At 41.5% G+C, this 23,859-nt stretch carries 19 protein-coding genes, 1 other RNA gene and 2 pseudogenes; 8 read left to right on the top strand and 14 right to left on the bottom strand.

The features are described from left to right. A partial coding sequence (gene purD, locus ACE3PQ_RS09305; protein WP_374297186.1) for a phosphoribosylamine--glycine ligase occupies positions 1–1,162 on the top strand: 1,162 nt, incomplete at its 5' end. Positions 1,163–1,271: 109 nt separating this feature from the next. On the opposite strand, the gene ACE3PQ_RS09300 is transcribed toward purD, so the two are convergent. Then, entirely contained in the window at positions 1,272–1,649 is a 378-nt protein-coding gene (locus tag ACE3PQ_RS09300; protein ID WP_374297183.1) for an Rrf2 family transcriptional regulator, read from the bottom strand. Positions 1,650–1,718: 69 nt separating this feature from the next. Between ACE3PQ_RS09300 and ACE3PQ_RS09295 the strand changes: the two are divergent. Together ACE3PQ_RS09295 and ACE3PQ_RS09290 are read left to right on the top strand one after the other, a co-directional pair. Next, a pseudogene (locus tag ACE3PQ_RS09295) lies at positions 1,719–2,940 on the top strand (IS3 family transposase). 143 nt (positions 2,941–3,083) lie between these two features. Beyond that, positions 3,084–3,977 (top strand): annotated as a pseudogene (locus ACE3PQ_RS09290) (NAD(P)/FAD-dependent oxidoreductase). An 83-nt stretch (positions 3,978–4,060) separates the two neighbouring features. On the opposite strand, the gene ACE3PQ_RS09285 reads toward ACE3PQ_RS09290, so the two are convergent. Further along, positions 4,061–5,203 (bottom strand): acyl-CoA dehydrogenase family protein, encoded by a 1,143-nt coding sequence (locus ACE3PQ_RS09285; protein ID WP_374297181.1) that lies wholly within the window; start codon positions 5,201–5,203, stop codon positions 4,061–4,063. A 390-nt stretch (positions 5,204–5,593) separates the two neighbouring features. Between ACE3PQ_RS09285 and metK the strand changes: the two genes are divergently transcribed. Next, a complete protein-coding gene (metK, locus tag ACE3PQ_RS09280) occupies positions 5,594–6,763 on the top strand; it encodes a methionine adenosyltransferase (RefSeq protein WP_374297179.1) in 1,170 nt (389 codons plus the stop codon). A gap of 123 nt (positions 6,764–6,886) precedes the next feature. Here metK and ACE3PQ_RS09275 read toward each other — a convergent pair whose 3' ends face one another. Further along, positions 6,887–7,324 (bottom strand): SRPBCC domain-containing protein, encoded by a 438-nt coding sequence (locus ACE3PQ_RS09275; RefSeq protein ID WP_374297178.1) that lies wholly within the window; start codon positions 7,322–7,324, stop codon positions 6,887–6,889. A 299-nt stretch (positions 7,325–7,623) separates the two neighbouring features. Further along, a complete protein-coding gene (gene mutS, locus ACE3PQ_RS09270) occupies positions 7,624–10,284 on the bottom strand; it encodes a DNA mismatch repair protein MutS (RefSeq protein WP_374297176.1) in 2,661 nt (886 codons plus the stop codon). A gap of 219 nt (positions 10,285–10,503) precedes the next feature. Here mutS and ACE3PQ_RS09265 point away from each other — a divergent pair, with 219 nt between their 5' ends. The 3 genes from ACE3PQ_RS09265 to ACE3PQ_RS09255 are packed head-to-tail and all read left to right on the top strand — an operon-like array spanning position 10,504 to position 12,299. Next, positions 10,504–11,073, top strand: coding sequence for a nuclear transport factor 2 family protein (locus ACE3PQ_RS09265; RefSeq protein ID WP_374297173.1), 570 nt, complete (start codon positions 10,504–10,506; stop codon positions 11,071–11,073). Continuing rightward, the gene (locus ACE3PQ_RS09260; RefSeq protein ID WP_374297171.1) at positions 11,046–11,549 is read left to right on the top strand and encodes a chalcone isomerase family protein; all 504 of its coding nucleotides are present in this window, start codon (positions 11,046–11,048) and stop codon (positions 11,547–11,549) included. The genes ACE3PQ_RS09265 and ACE3PQ_RS09260 overlap by 28 nt, the downstream gene beginning before the upstream one ends. 51 nt (positions 11,550–11,600) lie before the next feature. Then, positions 11,601–12,299: a response regulator transcription factor gene (locus ACE3PQ_RS09255; protein WP_374297169.1), complete on the top strand. Its 699-nt coding sequence runs from the start codon at positions 11,601–11,603 to the stop codon at positions 12,297–12,299. Positions 12,300–12,326: 27 nt separating this feature from the next. On the opposite strand, the gene ACE3PQ_RS09250 is transcribed toward ACE3PQ_RS09255, so the two are convergent. The 9 genes from ACE3PQ_RS09250 to ACE3PQ_RS09210 all read right to left on the bottom strand — a co-directional run bounded on the left by ACE3PQ_RS09250 (position 12,327) and on the right by ACE3PQ_RS09210 (position 21,603). Next, positions 12,327–13,673, bottom strand: coding sequence for a sensor histidine kinase (locus ACE3PQ_RS09250; protein ID WP_374297167.1), 1,347 nt, complete (start codon positions 13,671–13,673; stop codon positions 12,327–12,329). Between the two features lie 74 nt (positions 13,674–13,747). Beyond that, a complete protein-coding gene (locus tag ACE3PQ_RS09245; protein WP_374297165.1) occupies positions 13,748–14,794 on the bottom strand; it encodes a class I SAM-dependent methyltransferase in 1,047 nt (348 codons plus the stop codon). A gap of 36 nt (positions 14,795–14,830) precedes the next feature. Beyond that, entirely contained in the window at positions 14,831–15,616 is a 786-nt protein-coding gene (locus ACE3PQ_RS09240) for a DUF1295 domain-containing protein (protein ID WP_374297163.1), read from the bottom strand. Between the two features lie 83 nt (positions 15,617–15,699). After that, on the bottom strand, positions 15,700–16,941 hold the full coding sequence (locus ACE3PQ_RS09235; RefSeq protein ID WP_374297190.1) for a class I SAM-dependent methyltransferase: 1,242 nt from the start codon (positions 16,939–16,941) through the stop codon (positions 15,700–15,702). 15 nt (positions 16,942–16,956) lie between these two features. Continuing rightward, positions 16,957–17,865, bottom strand: a complete 909-nt coding sequence (locus ACE3PQ_RS09230; RefSeq protein WP_374297188.1) for a DUF1365 domain-containing protein — start codon at positions 17,863–17,865, stop codon at positions 16,957–16,959. After that, positions 17,861–19,195 carry an NAD(P)/FAD-dependent oxidoreductase gene (locus ACE3PQ_RS09225; RefSeq protein WP_374297161.1) on the bottom strand — a complete coding sequence of 445 codons (1,335 nt, stop codon included), beginning with the start codon at positions 19,193–19,195 and terminating at the stop codon, positions 17,861–17,863. The genes ACE3PQ_RS09230 and ACE3PQ_RS09225 overlap by 5 nt, the downstream gene beginning before the upstream one ends. Continuing rightward, positions 19,192–20,190, bottom strand: coding sequence for an acyl-CoA desaturase (locus ACE3PQ_RS09220; protein ID WP_374297159.1), 999 nt, complete (start codon positions 20,188–20,190; stop codon positions 19,192–19,194). Before ACE3PQ_RS09220 ends, ACE3PQ_RS09225 begins: the two co-directional genes overlap by 4 nt. Before the next feature lie 312 nt (positions 20,191–20,502). Next, positions 20,503–20,861, bottom strand: a transfer-messenger RNA (tmRNA) gene (gene ssrA / locus ACE3PQ_RS09215). A gap of 124 nt (positions 20,862–20,985) precedes the next feature. After that, positions 20,986–21,603 (bottom strand): TetR/AcrR family transcriptional regulator, encoded by a 618-nt coding sequence (locus ACE3PQ_RS09210; RefSeq protein WP_374297157.1) that lies wholly within the window; start codon positions 21,601–21,603, stop codon positions 20,986–20,988. 313 nt (positions 21,604–21,916) lie between these two features. Here ACE3PQ_RS09210 and ACE3PQ_RS09205 point away from each other — a divergent pair, with 313 nt between their 5' ends. Further along, positions 21,917–22,354, top strand: coding sequence for a DUF2147 domain-containing protein (locus ACE3PQ_RS09205; RefSeq protein ID WP_374297155.1), 438 nt, complete (start codon positions 21,917–21,919; stop codon positions 22,352–22,354). A 371-nt stretch (positions 22,355–22,725) separates the two neighbouring features. On the opposite strand, the gene ACE3PQ_RS09200 is transcribed toward ACE3PQ_RS09205, so the two are convergent. Continuing rightward, complete coding sequence (locus tag ACE3PQ_RS09200; protein WP_374297153.1) at positions 22,726–23,571, bottom strand: EamA family transporter; 846 nt, start codon at positions 23,569–23,571, stop codon at positions 22,726–22,728. Positions 23,572–23,859: the final 288 nt, after the last annotated feature.

Genomic DNA, 23,859 nt, shown 5'->3' with positions numbered 1-23,859 from the left:
TCAAAATGTACAGCTCGACATCTTGGACAATGTTGCCATCGTCGAGTTTGCTAAAAATAACCAAATCGACTTGATCATCGTTGGGCCAGAAGCACCACTCGTAAATGGCGTAGTCGATGCTGCCCGTCTTGCAGGTTTAAAAATTTGGGGACCAACCCAGTACGCTGCACAGCTCGAAGGATCAAAAGCATTTGCCAAGGACTTTTTGAAAAAGCACAACATACCAACGGCTTTTTATGAAGTGTTCACTGAAGTTGCACCTGCTAAAGCCTATGTCGAACAACATGGCGCACCGATCGTGATCAAAGCCGATGGACTTGCAGCAGGTAAAGGTGTGATCGTTGCCATGACGAATGACGAAGCCTTTGCTGCTATTGATGACATGCTTGCAGGCAATAAGTTTGGCGATGCAGGTAGCCGTGTGGTGATTGAGCAATTCTTAGAGGGTGAAGAAGCCTCGTTTATCTGTATGATCGATGGCAACAACATCTTGCCAATGGCAACCTCACAAGATCACAAACGTATTTTTGAAGGTGATCAAGGTCCGAACACTGGCGGGATGGGTGCTTACTCCCCTGCGCCTGTGGTGACTGATGAAGTGTTCCAACGTGCTATGGAACAAGTCATGCGTCCAACCGTAGACGGCATGAAAAAAGACGGTCATGACTATACTGGCTTCCTTTACGCAGGTTTGATGATTGATAGCGACGGACAGCCTCGTGTGATCGAATTTAACTGTCGTTTTGGCGATCCTGAAACTCAGCCGATCATGATGCGTTTGCAATCTTCACTGGTCGATTTGGTTGAAGCAGGTATTGCAGGCAATCTACCCAATGAAGCAAAGTGGGATGAGCGCAAGTCAATCGGTGTGGTCTTAGCTGCCGAAGGCTATCCTGAAAGTGTACGTAAAGGTGATGTGATCTCAGGTCTTGGTCAATCTCCAGAAGACACCAAAATCTTCCATGCAGGTACAGCACTCTCTGAAGATGGTCACGTGATTACGGCAGGTGGTCGTGTTCTGTGCGTGACTGCACTTGGTGAAAGTGTTCTTGAAGCACAAATCAATGCTTTAGAAGTGTGCGGTCAAGTGACTTTTACAGGGATGCAATATCGTAGCGATATTGGCTACCGTGCGATTGCACGTGAGAAAGGCAATTCTTAATCTTTTTGCACTTCATTTCAGAGTCTATAAGTCCTTATAAAACAAATCCCTGCGCTATGCAGGGATTTTTTATGTATTACTTTTCTAATCTAAAAATCTATTTTATGAATTAATTTGATTTATTCGCCTCGGCATTAAACAACTTTGATAAATCGCCAAGCGTGGTTTGCCGAAAGCGCTCAAATAATATCCGTTGTGCTTCAACCACCGCATCATCCATGACTTGATTGACCGCTTTTTCGACCAAGAAGTCTGGATGACTACTTTGATTACCAATCGCAAAAATATTCGGCTCACCCACCGCTTGATAAATATCCATCAATGTCAGCTGTTCAAAGTGTTCGATCAAACTCCATCCACCATTTCGTCCTTTTTCCGATGTGACAAACCCTTCATCGCTTTGCCCAGACATAGTTCGGCGCACCATCACAGGATTAGTCGAGAGCATCTGTGCAAGCTGTTCAGAAGTATAAGATTTTTCGATCATTTGCCATGTGCAAAATGAACCTAGCCAAAATAATGGACAGCACGTCCCTCTAAAGATAACGTAACTTTAATCTTTGGAGACTCAAGAAATGGCTATCTTGCGCAGCAATGCTGCTCAAGTCCTGAATTTAAACAGCAAGCGATTGATTATGCACTTTCAAACTCCCACGAAGCTATAGCTGCAATCGCCCAGAAATTAGGTGTGGGTTATTCAACCTTAGACAAATGGATTCGTGAAGCCAATCCAGTGGGTTCAAGCAAACGTCAACTTTCACCAGAACAACAGCGGATCGTGGAATTAGAGAAAGAAGTCAAACAGCTCAAGGAAGCCAATGACATCTTAAAAAAAGCGCATGTGTACTTTCTGACAGATCATGCCAAGAAAAGTACACGGTAATTCAAGATCTGGATGTGAATGAAGTCACTGTATCTTCTGCCTGTAAATGCCTGGGTGTCAGCACTTCAGGCTATTATGCCTGGCGAAAACGCCAGGCCAATCCAGCGCAGAAATATAATGATTTAAAAGCCGTATATTGGCAGCATCATGTACGATTGGGTGCACCTTCATTGGTACATGACATGCATGATTTAGGTTACAGCATGAGCGAACGAACCGTTGGAAGAATGCTTAAAAAGCTTGGTTTACGTAGCAGGATTGCACGTAAATACAAGCATACGACTGATTCAAACCATCGTTTGCCTACAGCGCCTAACTTGTTGGATCGTCAATTTACGGTCAATGAACCCAATAAGATCTGGACAACGGATATTACCTATATCCGTACTAAGCAAGGTTGGCTGTATTTATGTGTGATGCTGGATCTATTCAGCCGTCGTATTGTCGGTTGGCAAACCAGCCATCGAATAGACCGTCAATTGGTGTGTGATGCGTTTCATTATGCAATGGCTCGTCAGGGGTATCCAATGGGTGTCATGGTGCATTCCCTTGCGAAGCAGTGCTTCTCAGGCTCACAGTAATGTAGTCGTGATTTTAGGGCGCTATTATTGACGAATAACTGCGTTCAAAGTATGTCACGCAGTCTTGCGCAGTATACTGCTCATGTTGGGATAATGCAGTGACCGAAAGCTTCTTTCATACATTGAAAGGTCATGTGGTCCATGGCAGTGTGTTTGCCACTCGAAAAGAAGCGAATACTGTCTTGTTTGACTATATTGAGATTTATTACAATCGGGTCAGAAGGCATTCCGCAAATGGCTGGTTAAGCCCAGAAGCCTTTGAACAGAAATATTTTAAGAATTTAGAGGGATTTGTTGTCCACGATACTGTCTAGGATCAAAAGCACCTGCAACATGCGAGAAAGTTTACTGTCGATTCTCAAGGGATTTCTACAAAATGTATGATGATTTGAATTAATGTAATATTAAAAGTTTCAATTATCAAAATTTATTGGTAACGTAACTTCATATATTACTTATTAAGAAATTTCTCACGCAATATGATGTGGCAATCATTGGTGGACGTTATGCAGGTTTGTACGCAGTTTTGCCTTTAGCACCTGCTCTGCGCAGTGTGGTCGTGATTGATCACGGTCAACGGCGCAATCGTTTTGCGTTGCATTCTCATGGCTTTTTAACCCAAGATGGTACATTAGCGAGCGAGATTGCTGAGATTGCTCGTGAACAAATTGCGCTTTATCCAACGGTAAAGTTTGAAACTGGTCAGGTGCTTGATGTTGCCAAATCAGATGACCTATTCCATGTTTGAATTGATAAAACCCATGTTATTACAGCGAAAGGGATTATTATTGCCACAGGTGTGACGGATCAATTGCCTGATATTAAAGGGCTACGTGTGCGCTGGGGTCAATCTATTTTTCATTGACCTAATTGCCATGGTTATGAGTTGAATCAAGGTCAGATTGCTGTGATTAACAGCTCAGAATTTTCCATTCATCAAGCGATGATGCTACCTGACTGGGGACAAGTGACTTTTCTGAGCAATGGGAAGAACCTGACAGATCAAGATCGCAAACAACTGGCATCAAAAAATATTCCGTTCATTAATGATCAAATCGTAGAGATTACTGAGCATGCGACGATTAATTTGCAAAATAGCACTTCACAACAATTCGATGGCATTTTCGTCAGTAGTGCCACGCAGATTTCACAGGCGTGGATCAAGGCGCTTGGCGCAGAGATCGAAAGCAATGGTATCGGTGAATGGATTAAAACCGATGCCATGAAACAAACCTCGATGGAAGGCGTGTTTGTCTGTGGTGATGTGATTCGATTTGGTGGTTCAGTACCACTCTCTGTGGCAGATGGCAATCTTGCAGGAGTTTCGGCACATCGTTCTTTGATTTTTTAAATATCCTTTCCAAAACAAGATATAAAAAATGCCCACAAATGTGGGCATTTTCAATCATTTAATATGATATTTCAGTCGATCAATCAACGCCCCAAGACATCTCGTGCCACGATCTCTTTCATGATCTCATTGGTACCGCCATAGATACGCTGAATACGTGCATCCACAAAGAAGCGTGAAATTGGATATTCAGTCATATAGCCGTAACCACCAAACAGTTGTAGCAAATTATCCGCCACTTTCATCTGCATATCTGTGGAGAATGCTTTGATCGCCGCCGCAGTTTGTACGGTCATGATGCCTTCCATGTATTCTTCCACACAACGCTCATAGAATGCAGCCACAGCTTGCTCATCAATCTTGGCTTGTGCAATGACAAAACGTGTATTCTGGAACTTGGCAATCGACTGACCAAACGCCTGACGTTCTTGTACATATTTCACCGTCACATCAATTGCACCTCGAATCGCACCCAACGCCGTCGCTGCAATCGCTGTACGTTCACGAGGAAGCTCTTGCATAAGATAAGCAAAACCATGCCCAGCTTGACCGAGCAATTGATTTTTCGGGACTTTGACATTATCAAAGAATAGCTCTGAAGTATCTTGAGAATGTAAGCCGATTTTGTCTAAGTTGGTGCCCTTTTTAAAACCATCCAAATGCGTATCCACTAGCATGAGTGAAACGCCTTTTGCTTTGGCAGCAGGATCAGTTTTCACGGCAAGGACAACTAAATCGGCATGTTGCCCATTAGAGATAAACGTCTTTGAACCATTTAATAAATAGTGATCATCTTGCAAAATCGCATTTGAACGAATCGCTTGCAAGTCCGAACCTGCACCAGGCTCAGTCATACCGATTGCACCAACAACTTCACCTGACACCATTTTTGGGAGCCATTGTTGCTTTTGCTCTTCATTGGCAATGTGCAAAATGTACGGCGCTGCAATTTCAGAGTGACATGAGATCGCAGTCGATAACGCACCATAGCCTGCACGAGATGCTTCTTCTACAAGCATGAGTGAATAATATGTCGGCACACCATAGCCACCATATTCTTCGGGTAAATCGACACAAAGATAGCCATTTTCACCCAAAAGATTCCAAACTTGTCGAGGCATCAAGCCTTCTTTTTCCCAAGTTTCATAATGCGGTGCGATATGCTCCTGCATAAAACGGCGAAAATTGTCACGGAAGAGTTCTAAATCGGCATCGTGCTTTAACATCTGATTTCCCTACGGTATCTAATTGCAGACTTTGAGTCTTTGGTTAAGTCGCTTCATATCACGTTTTAAATATGACGCATTCAAATATGAAGTATTAAATTTCAGTCATCATGCCATTTTCACGCTTTTATTTCGACCAATTTTACGGATAAAGTGTGAACTGATCAGCCAGTTTTAGATTTTTTTCAATACAACATAAAAAGTGAAATTGATTCATGTCAATTTTTTAAAATTTTCAAGACCTTCTGATAAGTGAATTTTACTTAATTTTCAATTGCTTGAATATTCATTATCAGAAGTTTTGATTGAATTGCTTGAGCGCTAATCTGCCATCTCAGTGCAATATGATGTAAGATATCGCCATTTTTAAAATTCAAGAATGGAAGTTTCATGCGCGAATACGCAGTATTTACATCAGAATCGGTAAGTGAAGGTCACCCTGACAAAATGGCTGATCAGATCAGTGATGCGATTCTTGATGCAATTTTAGAACAAGATATTTATGCACGTGTCGCATGCGAAACCTTAGTTAAAACTGGTGCGGTGGTACTTGCAGGGGAAATCACCACGACGGCGAATATTGATTTTGAAAATATTGTCCGTAACACAGTGAATGGTATCGGCTATCATCATTCCGATTTAGGTTTTGATGGTTCGACCTGTGCCGTGATCAACATGATCGGTAAACAATCGCCTGAGATTGCTCAAGGTGTTGATCGCCAAAAGCCTGAAGATCAAGGTGCGGGCGATCAAGGCTTGATGTTTGGTTATGCGAGCCGTGAAACTGATGTGCTCATGCCTGCACCAATCTCATATGCGCACCGCTTGATGGAGCGTCAAGCTGAGCTACGTCGTAACAATAATGGCTTGCCGTGGCTACGCCCTGATGCAAAAAGCCAAGTCACTTTTGCTTATGAAAATGGTAAACCTGTACGTCTGGATGCGGTGGTACTTTCTACCCAGCACGATCCTGAAATCTCACAAGCTGATTTGAAAGAAGCAATCATTGAAGAAATCATCAAACCTGTGATTCCTTCGGAAATGTTCCATGCAGGCACGAAATTCCACATCAATCCAACAGGGATTTTTGTGATCGGTGGTCCAGTCGGTGATTGTGGTTTGACTGGTCGTAAAATCATCGTCGATACCTATGGCGGTATGGCACGTCACGGTGGCGGTGCATTCTCTGGTAAAGATCCATCGAAAGTTGACCGCTCGGCAGCATATGCAGGTCGTTATGTTGCGAAAAATATTGTGGCTGCGGGACTTGCTGATAAATGTGAAATCCAAGTGAGCTATGCCATCGGTGTGGCTGAGCCAACGTCGATCTCGATTAATACGTTTGGTACAGCAAAAATCGCTGAAGAAACCATTATCGAATTGGTACGTGAGCATTTTGACTTACGTCCATTTGGTATCACACGGATGTTGAACTTGTTGCAACCGATGTATAAACAAACGGCAACATATGGTCACTTCGGTCGTGAAGGAAGTAGCACTGCATTTACATGGGAACAAACTGATAAAGCAGAATTGCTTAAAGATGCTGCGGGGCTTTAAGCTGTGCTCTGATATTTTTATATGATACAAATTTGATCTCAAACAAAATAAAGCCTGCACAATACAGGCTTTATTTTTGACATTAGAACTTTGAGAAGATTTTAACTACTGAGTAAATGCGATTTACGCACTTTCTGACAATGCTTTTAAAATATCTAAGCCTTTGGTAAAGCCATTACTCATCATTTCTTCCCATTCTGCATCAGTATCCAGTTCGACTTTGACAATGGTTTGCCCTTGCGTTTTTTCTCTTAAAAAGTACTTTTCCTGTGCACCTTTCATTTTCAAGACTTGTGGACTGTCAAAATCTTCTACCCCATTTTCCATAAAACCAAGATGGTTAAATACAAGAACATTCGGTTCATCCATCTCGCTAATCGTTGAGATCATGCCGTTTTGACTGCCGTCTAAAAATAGCGTCCGACCGTTCACTTGCCAATCCGACTGCATCCGAGAATCAGCACTAAATGCACTGGTCCACTTTGGATAAGTATCTTCGCCCCAAAGCTTTTGCCATACTGTCGCCTGATCTGCATTGATGATTTTTTCAAAAGTAAGCATGATCATTATTCTTTACTCCTGTTATTGTGTTCAGTTCGGTAACTCTGTTTAGATTTATATAATTTCCATTCTGAAAGACTTTACCGAGTTTTTATTGATTTGAATATTGATGTTTTTATAGACAACGTAACAATTTATAACTCATCTTATAGCTCACCCGACGATCATCCAAAATTACTCAGAAAAAATTTATACGATAGAGCTGGATTCGTGTATTTTTATGCCACATCAGGTCTGCGATTAAACTTGATTCGATGGTTAAGTGACTCGCTTTAATTGTCTGAGTGCTGAAATGGCATTTATTTTATCTGCTGTTTCAGTTGATAGAGCATATCTAAGGCTTGACGTGGCGTGAGATCATCCAATTGTAAATTTGATAATTGCTGTTCAATCTCTTGATATTTCTCCAACAGCACTTGATCGGCAATATGATTCTCCGCTAAATCACTTTCCACGAATGATGATTGCTCTGCGAATTGATGTTCTGCAAAAAGATCGCTTTGCACTTGAGGCGGTGCCACATGTGCTTGGTGGATTTCAAGTTCAGAGAGTTTTTTCTGTGCAGATTTGACCACATTTTGTGGAATGCCTGCGAGTTTTGCCACTTGCAAACCATGACTTTTACTGGCTGGCCCATGTTGGACTTTGTGTAATAAAATCAATTGCCCTTTGATCTCTTTTGCCACCACATGATAGTTATCAATCGCAGACTCCGCACCCAACTCAGTCAATTCAAAATAATGCGTGGCAAACATACATAAGCATTTGATACGCTTGGCTAAATCAAGCACACACGCCCACGCCAAAGACAAGCCATCGTATGTACTTGTGCCACGCCCGACCTCATCCATCAAGACCAAAGAATGACTGGTGGCATGATGCAGAATTTGCGCTGTTTCTGTCATCTCCACCATGAAAGTTGACTTGCCTGAGGACAAATCATCAGACGAACCAATCCGAGTAAAGATACGATCAATACTGCTCATTTTCGCCACATCCGCAGGGACAAAGCTCCCACAATGCGCAAGTAGCACAATCAATGCCGTCTGGCGCATATAGGTCGATTTTCCGCCCATATTCGGCCCTGTAATGATCGCTAAACGATGCTGTGCATCAAGATGGGTATCGTTAGCGGTATATGGCGTTTTGATCAAGGCTTCCACCACAGGATGACGACCACCTTGAATATGAATCCCTATTTCAAGCTGAAAATCAGGACGTTGCCAATGGTGCATGCGGGCTTGCGTCGCCCAGTTGGCATAAACATCTAAATCAGCAATCGCTCGACTCATGGTTTGTAGTGGTACAATTTCGTCACGAAGCTCTTGTAGTAGCAATTCATAAAGTTGTTTTTCACGATTCAGCGCACGAGCTTCACTAGATAAGACTTTATCTTCAAAAGATTTGAGCTCTGGCGTGATGTAACGCTCAGCATTTTTTAACGTCTGACGACGGATAAAATGTGCAGGTGCTTGGGCAGCTTGCGCACGAGAGAGTTCGATATAATAGCCACTGACTCGGTTATAGCCAATTTTTAAGTTGGCAATGCCTGAAGCCTCACGCTCCTTCACTTCGAGATCAATCAGGAATTGACCTGCATGATCACGAATCTGACGTAGTTCATCCAGTTCATCATCAAAACCTTCAGCGATTACGCCACCTTCACGAAGTAAAACAGGTGGAAGTTCAACAATCGCTTGGTTGAGCCGATCATATATATGTTGAAATTGACCAAGTTCGGTTGCAATTCGAGTCAGCGCAACATCACCATGTTGCAAAGTCGCTTTTAAAGCATGTTGTAAAAATGGCAACTGACCACAGGCTTGACGCAATTGCACAATATCCCGAGGACGCGCCGTGCCTAAACCAATTCGAGAAAGCACTCGTTCAATATCACCAATCTCACGAAGTACCAAACGCAGTGGTTCTTCGTGGAAGCCATCTTTGATGGTTTGTACCGCATTTAGACGTTCATTTAAAACCGCACTATCACGAATCGGCTGTGTGAGATGCCGTGCAAGTAGCCGTGAGCCCATTGCTGTTTTACATTGATTGACCAAATCAAACAGCGATGTACCATGCTCAAACAGTGGCTCGATAATTTCGAGATTGCGCCGTGTGATCGGATCAAGCGCAATAAATTGATCGGATTGCTCCACCTTGATACTCGTGATGTGCGGCAACGCTGTTTTCTGTGTTTCACGAGCATAATGAATCAGCGCCGCCGCTGCCGCTTGTGCAAGCTCCAACTGATCTAAGCCAAAACCTGCTAAAGACTTGACACCAAATTGATCGCATAAGGTTTGATAGGCGTTTTTAATATTAAAATCGACATTCGGACGCAGTGTAGTTGGACAATTTAACTGTTGTTCAATTTGCGAAAATAATTCCCGATCAACCATCGACTCATCGACAATCACTTCATTTGGCGCAATACGTGCCATTTCTAAGATCATTTGATCAGGGTGTAAAGCTTGCTGTTGTACTCGAAATAGGCCAGCGCTTAAGTCTAAAACCGCAATACCAATTTGACCTTGTTTAATCGCAATCGAAACAAGATGATTATTTTTAGCGCTTGAAAGTAAAGCATCATCGGTCAGAGTTCCTGGCGTGAGAACCCGAACGACTTGGCGTTCCACAGGTCCTTTGCCTGTAACCTCACCGACCTGCTCACATATCGCAACGGTTTCCCCAGTTTTGATCAAGCGAGCAAGATAGCCTTCTGCAGCATGATAAGGCACACCCGCCATCGGGATTGGCTCGCCATTTGACTTACCACGATGGGTTAACGTGATGCCAAGAATTTTAACTGCACGCTGAGCATCATCAAAGAACAATTCATAAAAATCGCCCATACGATAGAACAATAACGTCTTGGGATATTGTGCTTTGACTTGCAGAAATTGTTGCATCATCGGCGTATGGGATTCGATATTTTGTAGTGCTTGTTGTATATCCATCAATACGCCCTTGCTCATTTTCTTCAAAAAAATTTAACGGCTCATTATAGCGAAGCCCATACAAAAAACCACGCCCCGCAATATGTAAAATCGCCATTGAATATTGCGCTTTGTGCATAGCTTTTAGTTTTTTTAAACATTCACATTGACTTCACAACGAGCAATATAGTTTATATTCATTGATCGAATTATTTATTTTAATTAGACACTGAGGTCATCATGAAAGCTTTTATTACGTCTGCACTAGGTATTGTTGCACTGCTGAGCTTTAGTGGATGCAATAGCACGGCGAGCTACACGCAAAGTTATAGCCAAGCAAAATCCAAAATCACAGGGGTCAACCTAAACCAACAACAAGCCAATGCGATCGGCGAACGCTTTGTTGCGAGTTTTAATACACTTGGGACAGTGGCATTCGTTGAAAAAGCATCAGCCATGTACGCCGATCAACTGTATATCAATGACACCCTATCGCAGTTTTCCAACAAAAATGATCTGATCGAACACTTCAAAGGCATGAACAACCGTGTCAGCAATGTCGATGTAAAATTACTCAGTTCAACCTATCAAGGCGACACGGCTTATGTGCATTGGTTTATGGGCTATGATTTTAAAATGTTTGGACGCACCAAGACCATGTCGTCTTATGGCATCAGCGAAATTAAAATCAATCAAAATAATCAAATCATTTTCCAACAAGATTATTGGGATCCAGCCAACGGTTTATATCGTAAAATTCCTTTAGTTGGAGGGTTATATCAATGGGTATTGCCATTCAAAAATCCATAATTCTACTGATTGCCAACAGTATTTTCGTTGCTGCCCATTTAGCGCATGCAAGTACGCTTAAAAAATGCGCTGAAGCACCACTTACTGTTAGCGAAAAAAACGTTGGCAAAGTGCAATACGCCGCAGAACAGTGCGGAAAAAGTTGGCAAAACCAAAGCATTGAACTTGAGTTTAGCTACACTGAAAATATCCCTGCTTGGGCATTTCGCCGTGCAGCCAATCATTTTTTGAAGAAAAACATTGCTTCAAAAACTGAGCGCGATGCACTGATGCCAATCAATCGTCATTACAGTCAAGTGAAAAATGGCGATACTTATCGTTTGCGCTATGACCATACAAGTTCGTCTTTGCGTTTGTTTTTAAATGGTCAGCAGATCGCACACATTAAAAATCAATACGCAAATCAGTATTTTAAAATATGGTTTGGTTCTGCGCCTTTTAGTGATACATTAAAACGACAATTACTCAATCCTTAAATTAGGGTCTGTTGATATTTCAACAGACCCTAAAACACTGAAAGTACAGCTATGACGCAACACTTTATTTTGCTCGTCGAGGATCATATCGAGCTGGCATTAACGCTAAGTGAATATTTAGAACAACACCAATTCGTGGTCGATTATGTTCGCAATATTGAGTCAGCAAAAAGTCTGATTGAAAAGAATATTTATCAACTTTTAGTGTTTGATATCAATCTGCCTGATGGCTCAGGCTTTGACCTTTGTCAGTGGCTTCGTAATGATCAATGTAACGATACTCCCGTGATTATGCTCACAGCGAGAGATACTTTGGAAGATAAAATCTGCGGATTTGATCATGGAACCGATGATTATTTGGTCAAACCGTTTGATTTTAAAGAGCTGGTTGCACGTGCCAATGCATTGATCAAGCGGGCATCTGGTGATGTTTCAAAGCACATTTTGCAGATCGAAGATTTGACTTTGGACAGTAGTACACAAACTGTATTCAGAGCAGGACACAGCTTAGAGTTACCACCGATTCAATTTAAATTGCTTAAAATTTTAATGCGTCAAAGCCCCAAGATTGTCACCAAACAAGAGATGATTATGGCAGTTTGGGGCGATGAAGAACCAGAAAGTGATGCGCTGAGATCACATATTTATAATCTCCGCAAACTGGTAGACAAACCTTTTGAGAAAAAGCTGATTCACACCATCTCTGGCGTTGGGTTAAAAATGATTCCCGAACAATCACTTCAATCCTAGAAAATAATTGCATAGAGAATCTAAGCATTAAGTAAAGTAAATCACCACCACCAAGCCACGACTGTGTTGCAAATTCAAACCTTGATGTTGCGCAAGAAAACGATGTCGATCAAATAAGTCAACTCGCCAACCCAATTGTTTACATAATTTATCTACCAATAATAGTCCGATCCCATGCCCTTTGGCAGATTGGGCGAGTAAGCAAGTGATCTGTGGACTGCTGGAATCATTCTGATCCACGATACCTATGCCATTATCCGCAATGATGATCATTTTATCTCTTTGAATCACATCAACTTGTGTTCCTTGCGAATAATTCAACGCATTACGGAGAATATTGCTGAACACCATTTTTGTCATTGCCGAATGTAGCTTACGTCGTTGTTCTTGACCGTCAAGCTGGTATTTGATTGCAATGCCCTTGAAGGTGCTGACATGATCTAAATCCGCAATCAAGCTTTGTACGATGTGAGACAAATATAAAAATTGATAGCTGAGCTGACTGCTTTTATTGCGTGAAATCGCAAGCAATGTATCCACCAAAACTTGCATATCATCAATGGTATTTTCGATAGCAGTCATGGCACGGTCACTGCCGAATTTGGCTTGACTGAGTTGCACATTGCCTTTTAATACGGTTAATGGTGTTCGTAGCTCATGGCTGACATCACTGATAAATTCTCGCTCTCGTAAGATCATTCGGCTCAGCATCAGATGATATTTTTCTAAAGCTTGTTTGAGATCGGCAGCTTCAATATTGTTATTGGTTTGAATCTCTTGAAATGGCGAAGTGTGGGTAGACTGCTTTGCCCAATTGATATTTTCCAAATCTATATCTTCTAAGGTATGCGCCAACCGGGTAATCGGTGAAAAATACCGTTTCGCACGACGATTTGACCACCACAAAAAACTGTATAGCACAAATAAGCTTAGCATTAGCGGTGCTAAACCAAATATCCACACCAGTTGATTGACATTACTTTCACCAAAGACCAACAACACATGCTGATCGCCACGCTCACCATAGACCGTCATGCGCTCTTTACCATCGACATAAATTCGATGTACGCCCGATGTCAGCGACACATTGCGAAACTGATCAGGTGGCACTGTGGTCGTCCAGCGATAACCGTATAGATTTTTGGTATCAGGTAAATTGGCATTGGCATCTCGATCAAGCCGACTCCAATAATGTGCCATTTCTTGTTCTAATGCAGTTTTGAGCAGTGAACCTTTGATCACCCATGCGCTACAAGCAAGTCCGATAAAAATCGACAAGGCAATCAACGCAATCTGTAGCCAATAGTAACGACTAAAAATAACCCCTAAACGATCATTCTTTTGTGGTGTTATCACAGTACGCTCGCTACTCATGCATTATCTCATTACTCTCAACTTTAAACTTAGTCAGATGATTTGAATCATTCAGCTATACACATCATTCAATATTAATGCTTTTTCTGAAACAGATAGTGTCCAATCACCCACTCTTGACCGTCATCTAAACCAAACAACTCCGCACATGCCATAAAGAAGATTCGCCATCTTTGCCACCAAATATTCGCATCCTTGCCGTAGACAGTTTTAAATAATGGTTTTAGCTGTGCCGCTTGATCGTCCATATTTTTTAACCACGCATTGGCAGTATGCTCATAATGCGTTCCATCCCATTGCCAATGATTGATCAGTTGTAAATCATCTTGGAAATGTAAAAATGTCGACACCGCAGGCATCAACCCACCTGAAAAGAAATATTTCGACATCCAATCATACTCATTATTGATTTCAAATGGATAATGCAAAAAACGGTGGCAAAAAATATGACAACACAGCTTGCCGTCTAGTTTTAGCCAAGATTGAATTTTTTGAAACAGACGTTGATAGTTTCGCACATGTTCAAACATTTCCACCGACACCACACGATCAAAATGATTATGCTCCAACTCTAGATCATTGACATCACAAGTGATGATTTCAAGGTTTTTAAATCCTTTCAGCTCGGCCTGATGCAGTATATGCGCACGCTGTGTTTTGGAGTTGGATACAGCGGTGATTTTGGCATTTGGATAATGCTCAGCCATCCACAATGTCAGTGATCCCCAGCCACAGCCTAGCTCTAAAATCTGCTGACTATCCGTCAGCTCGGCTCGCTCGCTATAAATCCGCAATGCTTCAACTTCTGCCTGATCTAAGCTGACCTGATCATTAGCAAAAAAGCAGCCACTATATTTCAGGCGCTCTCCGAGTACCGCTTGGAAAAACGCCGTGGGCAATTCGTAATGTTGCTCATTGGCTTTGTCTGTTTCGATGGCGATTTCACTGGCTTTCAGCATATTTAGCACATCCATATAACGTGCTGCGGCGAGTGTCGGATTGTCCCGTCCTTCTTGTTTCAGTCGCTTTCTACTCAGATGACGGATTGCCGATCGAATCGTAACGTCAGGTAGTACGCCACTTTCGACCACTTTTAAAGCACTTTTAATCATTGTGTCCATCTTATTGATTGCCTTTTTGAGTTCAATGTTGTTGATTTAGGATTTGCTTTTCGGTTTCCATGGAATGAACATTGAGGTGCGTCGTTGATAGTCACGATAATTTTCACCACGATGTTTTAAAGCTTGTTGCTCGCTGAAAGGAATGCCCGTGATGTAATACAAAAATAAAAACATCAAGATCGGATAAATCCACAGCACATAAAGCCCACCCGCAAGTCCGATGATCGGATAGGCAAACCAATGTAACCATTCAAAAAAATAATTGGGATGACGAGAATATGCCCATAAGCCTTGATCCATAGTTCGTCCTCGATTTTCTGGACCTTGTTTAAATCGATACAATTGCTGATCGGCAAGCACTTCTCCAACAAATGCAATCAGCATAATCACTGCAGCCACAATCATGGTCATTGGCAACCAAGCTTGCCACATCGATGCATCGGTATTGAGTAATGCATACATCGGATAAGAAAACAGTATGGCAAGTCCTGCTTGAAAAATAAAAAATAAAAGAAAGCCGATATGCTGAAAGCGTCCCATTGCTCGGCGCATATTAGCGTAGCGCGTGTCTTCTTCAGACTCTGAAAAATAACGACGTGCCAAATGCCAACTCAAGCGCACAAACCAAGCGCTACTCAACACAGCAAGAAAGATGCGTAAGCTTTCAGGTGCGCTGTCAAAAAACCATGCACAAAGTAAAATATTGACACTGATGCAAGCACTCCACGCCACATCGACAATCCCTGCACGACCATTAAATGTTGCGAACAACCACGCCAAAAACATGATGGCAAGATCAATATAAAATAATGTCCATAACACCTGCTTGATCTCCAGTTGAGTAAATCATTTATGATCGTGAATTTATTCGCTTGTATATTAGGGTCTGTTGAGAATGATGATTTTTAATATGCACTCGCTTCAAATAGCAAATGCACATCACTAATTACACCTTCCTCAAAACCACCCTCGCAATAGCACAAATAAAAATCCCACATGCGAATGAAACGCTCGTCAAAGCCCATCGACGAGACCTGCGCTTTAGCTTCAAGAAAACGCTCCCGCCAAATATGAATGGTTTTAGCATAGCTTTGCCCGATATCATCGAGCTGTTTGAGTCGCAGTTGATGATTCGATGCGGTTTGTGTTATCACACTGATACATGGAATAAAACTTCCAGGGAAAATATAACGCTTAATATAATCAACCGTTTTTAAGGCTTTGGCATAGCGTGCATCTTCAATTGTAATCGCTTGAATCAGTGCCAAACCGTTTGGTTTGAGTAGTGAGCGACATTTTTCAAAATAAGTCGAGAGGTAATCCGCCCCGACCGCCTCGATCATCTCGATAGAGACTAATTTGTCAAATTGACCGTTTAAGTGACGATAATCTTTCAGTTGAATATCCACACGATGACTGAGCCCCGCTGCCTTCACTCGTGCCACGGCTTCATCATATTGCGCTTGAGAAATGGTAATACTGGTCACTTGGCAACCGTAATGTTGCGCTGCATAGATGGCAAACCCGCCCCACCCCGTACCAATTTCAACCAAATGATCCATCGGTTGCAGTTGAAGCTTTTCACAGATGATTTTCTTTTTTAAATCTGACGCTTGATCCAAAGTCATCTGATCATCTTCAAAGACTGCACTGGAGTACATCATCGATTGATCGAGAAATAGCTTAAAGAAATCATTACTCAGGTCATAATGTTCAGCGATATTTTTTTGACTACCGCTAATGGAGTTACGACGACTGCGATACCACAGCTTTAAAAGTGACTGACTGGCTTGGCTAAACAGATTGTCATTAATGCTATCAAGCACATTACGATTACGCGCCAATATCCTTACAATCTTCACCAAATCATCGCTCGACCAATAGCCTCGCAAGTAAGCTTCTGCCGCACCAAGCACTCCTTGTTTTAGGATCAACTCAATCACGGCGCTATCATGGATTTCCACCACAGCATGCAAGTTTTCTATTGCGCTATTTGACGCATCTTCATCATATTGAACATCTGTACTTTGTTGACCAACTGTGCCTTGCCACAAACCAGTAAAGGTAATTTGACCATGACGCAGTCGATTCAAACCACGCAAGATAAATGGCAATTGTTTATTTTCACCATACATCAAGGCTTTGATATTATTCATGATCTTTTAATTTCCTGTGTTGTTTGGCGAGGATTTTTTGGGATGCCGATAAAACGGAATGTTTTTCTTCCAAAGTCGAACCGCCTGAAGATAAATCCCAAAAACCATTTTTAACGGTTCAAAAACATGATAGATAGCGTAGCGAGTCTGCTGTGAAGAAAGTGTGATTGGCTCAAGCTCAAAGTGCATCGTGGCATCAAATAACATGTCACCTGCCTCAAAGAGTTTCATATGGATGATATTTTTTTGATTCGACACCCGAAAATGCCATTGATACTGCAAATTCATTGGCATAAATGGCGAGACGTGAAATGCCTTGTCAAACTCAAATCGAACATCCTGATCTGCTAAAAGATTTGGAGATTGTTGTGGTTCATGTGAAATTTGCTTTGCTGATGGAGTAGATTTATTTTGCTTAGCATGTTGCATTTTATCTGCATCGACATCACAGTCATGCACGTAAATTTTTCGCTCATTCCACGGTGTATTGGTGATTTCACTGAGAATAAATTTGAGTTGTGTAGTGGCATCAAACACATAATAAAACACCACGGAATTAAATCGAAAACCTAAAGCGCGAGGCAAAGCAAGTACTCGAATTTGGTCATCTGATGCTAGATTTTTTTTGTTCTGAGTATTCGCATCTTTTTGATAATGAGTAGAAATCGCTTGCTCGACTCTCTCTCGAATCGTCCCCTGATAAGCGGTTAAAAAATCATTGTCGTAAAGATTTAATACATTAAAATGACGATGTGACCACAACGCCGAGCCTTGACTGATCTCTGCCAACTGGTCAGGATCGAAATATAAATAATGCAAAGTCGATTGAAAGTGATGTTCTTTCGGCGCATAACGACGATGACGTATCCATGCTTTGGCAATGGCGACGCGGGATAGCAGATTCAATCGATTAATAGGCACGCTCCTGATCACACATCGCCTCAATGGCATTGACCACGTTCAATGCGCTCTTGGCACCATCTTCATGAAAGCCCCAACCCCAATAAGCACCACAAAATGAACTGCGATGTTTACCGTTGATCTCGTGCCATCTTGATTGTGTGGCGATCGCCGCAGGATCAAATACGGGATGGCGATAATGTCGTTCGACAAAGATTTTTTTTGGATCAATGGCTTGATTAGGATTTAAGGTGGAGAAAATATGCGTTTTGCATTTGAGATTTTGCAGATTATTCATCCAATAGCTATAAGCATAATGAATCGGTGATGTATTTTGTCGATTTGAGTTTGTCTCTTGATCGTTTAAAGCTGAACTAATTTTACCATTGTCATGCTCATTATTTGCAGTGACATGTACATGCCAGCTTGCCCATTGTGAACGCTGTTTGGGCATGATCTGTGTATCAGCATGCACCACCATATGATTATCTTGATATTGAAATTGACCTAAAATCTCTCGCTCTAACTCGCTAGCATCAGCCAGTATCTTTAATGTGTCATCGGCATGACTGGCAAAAATCACCCAATCAAACACAAAATCACCTGCTGATGTGCTAAGTAATGCTTGATCTGCTGATCGTTTGACGGAGTTCACCGCCACATTTTTCCAAAATATCGACGGACATTGCGCTCGGATGGCTTGGATATAACTCGCCGAACCACCTCGCACCGTTTGCCACTGCGGACGATCTTTGAGTGAAAGCATGCGATGATGCTGAAAAAACTGAATCACGAATTGATAAGGAATCTGTGCCACAGACTGCCCAGTACACGACCAAAGCGCTCCACACATTGGATACAAATGTTCATCACGAAAGGCTTGGGAATAGCCATGATCATTCAGATAATCATCAATGGTGTAATCGGGATCGATTTGCGAAACATCACAGTTGACATTGTCTTGATAAAATCGAATCAAATCCTTCAACATAACCCGAAAAGATGCATTGAAAAAATTCTGCGGACGTGCCAACAAATAACGCTTTCTCGATGGGTTGTATTGCAGTCCAGACACCAAATTATTCACAGAAAAGCTCATATTGCTGTGCTGTGACTCCACTCCAAGCTGATTGAGCATTTCTGAAAAAACAGGGTAATTTAAGGCATTAAACACGATAAAACCGCTATCAACAGCGATTTTTTGACCGTCAATATTCAGCTGATGTGTATCGGTATGACCGCCAAAATAGTTATTTTTCTCAAATACTGTCACATCATGCGTTTTGGAAAGTCGCCATGCAGCATACATGCCTGATATGCCAGAGCCAATGACAGCAATCTTCATGGCGATTCCTGCTTTTGTATTGGCTGATGCGGATTTGTTACTTCGTGATCATTGCGATATTGATAAACCTTTTCAGGCACAGGATTCATTGACCACACCAAACCAAAATAAGACATGAGCTTTAAAATATAATAGCTCACATCTATTTGCCACCAATAAAATCCCTGACGCACACTACCCGCATAAAAATGATGATTATTATGCCAACCCTCACCCAAAGTAATAATCGCTAAAAACAGATTATTACGACTTTGATCATCGGTATCAAAATCACGATGACCATAACGATGTGCCAAAGAATTGATACATAAGGTGGCATGAATTAACAGTACCGTTGAAATGACGAAACCCCAAACCAAGAGCTGTGCACCTGAAGTGTTCAGGCTCGGATAAGCCACACTTAACCAATCACCCAGTACATAAATTGCGATCGCCGTCAAAAGAACAATCGGTAAACTAAAGCGATCTAACCAAGTCAACTCAGGATATTTAAGCCAATCTTTGATCAAATCTTTTCGTGTAGAAAAATTCTGCTGATTTAGAAACCAGCCAATATGGCTATACCAAAAACCATGCTGTGAGGAATGTGGATCAATTTCCGTGTCGGTATGACGATGGTGCACACGATGATGCGCCGCCCACCATAGCGGACCACGTTGGGCACTCATGGTGCCAATTAGCAGAAAGAAAAACTGTACAGCTCGAGAGGTTTTAAAGGATTTATGCGCCAAATAACGATGAAAAAATGCAGTAATCGCAAACATTCGAATCATGTAAAACATCAACATAAAGGCGACCGCAAACCATGACACACCCACCCATAACACTGCAAGACAACTGATATGCAACAAGATAAATGGGATTAATCTAAGCCATTGAATATCAGATGACTTTGAAGATACAATTTTCGAGGATGAATTCACTTGCTGATCAGGCATATGCGTACCCGCATCATGTGACCAACTGTCTATCCACCTTAGAAAAAAACGTATCATTAACTGATCCTTGATCCCTTTACTTTAACTGATCCAAAAGCATGCATTTCTCAACACGATTATCCATTGTTAATATAGTCTTGTTATCATGAAATTTGTGTGAAGTCATCCCAAAGCCCTAACAAGATTTTGAAAAAGTGAGTTTCACTCAATTTGATTTGTATTTTGTATCCCTGCGATGAGGATAACTTATGGATACAAAAATAGGATACAGAAACATAAGAAACGACGATTCATAGACAAATAAAAAAGCCTTTAAATATTGTATTTAAAGGCTTTTTATACTTCAGTGAAATTCACTGGAAGGATATGTGGTGGAGGTGGCGGGAGTTGAACCCGCGTCCGCAAGCACTACACTCGAGAATACTACATGCTTAGATATCGTCTATTATTTTAACTCTTTGTGACCCGACGAACAGGGTACAAAGCGCGATCTTCTAAGTTTGGTATAAAGCCCCGAAGCGTGACTTTATACGGACTTGTGTGCGTTCGCTTCAGTCGGGTTCACTGACCACAAGTATTCAGTGAAGCGGACAAGCTGCCCTTAGGCAGCTAGAGCGTAAGTTTCGTCGTTTGCGACTAAAAAATGCAAATTTGATTTACGAGAGGAAATGCGCTCTCGGCATGCATCTATGAGTTTCATCACCAGCGTCGAAGCCAATAACACCCCCAAATGGTCGTGCAGTATAACACTGTTTAGATAATGGGTATAAATCAATTGTTTTTCAAGTGTTAGTTGCCGAATTTTCCACCATGCAACAAAACGACTTCAAATATTTTTATACTATTTTAATTTTACACTTCTAATAATGCAGGCAGTTCTTTACGTGAAATTTCAAAAGCTTCTTTTGCATCTACACCAAGTGCGATCAGCACCAGTTCAGCCATCTCTGAGCCAATAACACGCCATGTTTTATGCCCTTCGAGTACCATGAAAATAGAGGTTAATACACCACCTGCGATCATTGCCATGACCGAGATGAGTTGCTCTTGGCGAAATCTATATCGCTCATGTTCCAAACCTTGCAATACATCAGGTACGGGAGAATCCTGCCCCGCCCACAATCCAAGCATCGCTTTATTGCTAAAAGCAAATTTGCAGATAAATTTCCCCCAATCAGGCTCTTCATGCGCACGGCGTATATACATACGTATACCATTGGCAAGGCGGTAGGCAGGATCTTTTTCATATGCAGAAGTTTTGATCACGCGACTATTCATCTCCTCGCTAAGCTGAGAAGCAATATCTTCGAACAAGCTATCTGGACTTAATCCATTATTATAAATTGTACCCCTTGCAACACGTGCAGCCTCTGCAAGTTCACTCACCGTAATCACGGTTGAACCTCGCTCTGCAAAAAGACGCAATGCAGCTTTATGGATTCTCGACTGGGAAGAACTATGTGCGACCATCAAAACAACCTTGAACATATTATATTTTATTGAACACATCATAGCATGTCTGTTCAAACATTAATGTGTTTTTGACTACTTATTCAACACAGCTTAAATCAACTTTGATCTATATTTACATCGCCTTACTTGAATTCACTTTGAGCTATCTGAATCACAACTTATCTTTTCAAAACCTCACACCCGTTGAAATTCTGTTGCATAAGTCACCGTTCTCCCCACGTTCATCAACAAAACTGTCAAACAACTCGGTGGTTGTTCACAATGTTCTGCTTCAGAATGCGCCTACATTTCAACAAAAAAGGATGAAATTATGAAGCGTTCAGTAATCGCACTTATCGTTGCATCACTCCCTATGGTGGCATTTGCTGCGGATGAATTGAATGGATCAGTGTGGAAGACTGTTGATGACAAAACCAATCAACCTAAAGCATTGGTGAAATTCAAAGAAAATGGTGATGGCACGTTGTCAGGTACGATTCAAAAAGTATTAGCACCTGATGCAAAACAAAAATGTACAGACTGCAAAGGTAAGTTTAAAAATAAACCGCTTGTTGGCGCAACGATCGTCACCGGTTTAAAAAATGTTGCAGATAATCAATATGCAAATGGTTCTATTGTCGATCCTGAAAGCGGCAAAACTTACAAATTCAAAGCAAATCTTTCTGACGATGGTAAGACTTTAAGTGGACGTGGCTTTATCGGTGTTTCTGCGATTGGTCGTGACCAAACTTGGTATCGTGTAAATTAACTTGCTATCGTGTAAGTTAACAGAACATTTGGTTTATTTATTTGATGAAAAGCCCCTTATTTGGGGCTTTTCTGACATTTAAAAGCACGTGAAATACTAGGGTCTGTTGACATTTCACAGATGCTTGCGACTAAGGATGCTTTTTAGGCGATACTAGGCAAGAATGAAGAAATTTAGTCACTCTAAATGATTCATTCTTAACAACGTAGCGTCAAAAAGCACCGTTGTCCCGAAGGGTTATGGCTAAAACTGCCATAACCTTCGTTATGAAACTTGGCAAGGGATTAACCATTCCCTGCGTTACATGCCTCTGTTATATGGTTTTAGCCGATAACGCAATGCATGGCTGAAATGTCAACAGACCCTTTTTCTTACATACTTTGCATCAAGATCAATACAGCGACTATTGCCAACATTCCACCAACAGCACGACTTTGATTAAGTTGTTCTTTAAAGATCAATACCGCTGCCAAAATCCCCAAACACACCACCATAATATTCATCGAAGCGAAGACCAATGCGGGACTATCGCTGAGCTGTCGATGCGCATATAAATAAAATGCAATATTGGCAAAATTCAGCGCACCTAATATCACGCCAGCCAATAATGTATTAATTGTTAAAGCTTGAGCTTGGAATAATGAAGCGAATAAGCACAAGATTGCAGAACACATTAAGATCGCATTCAAACTCATCGCAAACTGCAAGCCTAAACCTGAAGTATATTTAAACAATAAATCTATCACGGCATAGCCAATCCAGACACTCAAAATGCTCAGCCACGCTGCGACCGATTGACTTGATTTGGCACTGCCCTGTCCAATCAACATGATCAGTACAGCAACCACACCAAGCACGATGCCAAAAATTTTAAGTAATGAAAATTGCTCATGGTAAATAAGCGTCGAAACTAAAATCGTTAAGACAACTGATAAGCGCTGTGCGATCTCGGTTTTAATCAGACCTGCATGATGCAAAGCATGATCTAAGCACCAAAAAATACTGGGCAATATCACCGCCAAAGCACCGATCAACCACCAAGAATGTTTAAGCTGAACAACATTGAATGTGGGTTTAAACCATAAAAAGCACAGTACCGATGCAGTGATATAGTTCAGTGTGAGCAAATGGACAATATTGAATCCATACTGTCGATAAAGTTTGAGTGCGATCGACACCGATACACTAAATAAAGCGGCGATAAGGATAAATTGCATATTCAATCCATGAACTAATTTCTAATCCGAAATACTTAATCTCTGAGATCTTTAAAATAAGCGAATTCACATTCGATACAAAGCTTTTGACAATAAAAAACCCATCACATGATGGGTCTTCTATAGGTCAAATCAAATACTGTACAGATTAGGGTCTGTTGACATTTCAACCATGCATTGCGTTATAGGCTAAAATCACATAAACGAGGCATGAAACGCAGAGAATGGTCACTCCCTTGTCAAGTTTCATAACGAAGTTTATGGCAATTTTAGCCATAACCCTTCGGG

Source organism: Acinetobacter sp. (assembly GCF_041911495.1).
Taxonomy (GTDB): Bacteria; Pseudomonadota; Gammaproteobacteria; order Pseudomonadales; family Moraxellaceae; genus Acinetobacter.
The sequence above is the reverse complement of the archived record's forward strand: the minus strand, read 5'-3'. Positions and strand labels throughout refer to the sequence as shown.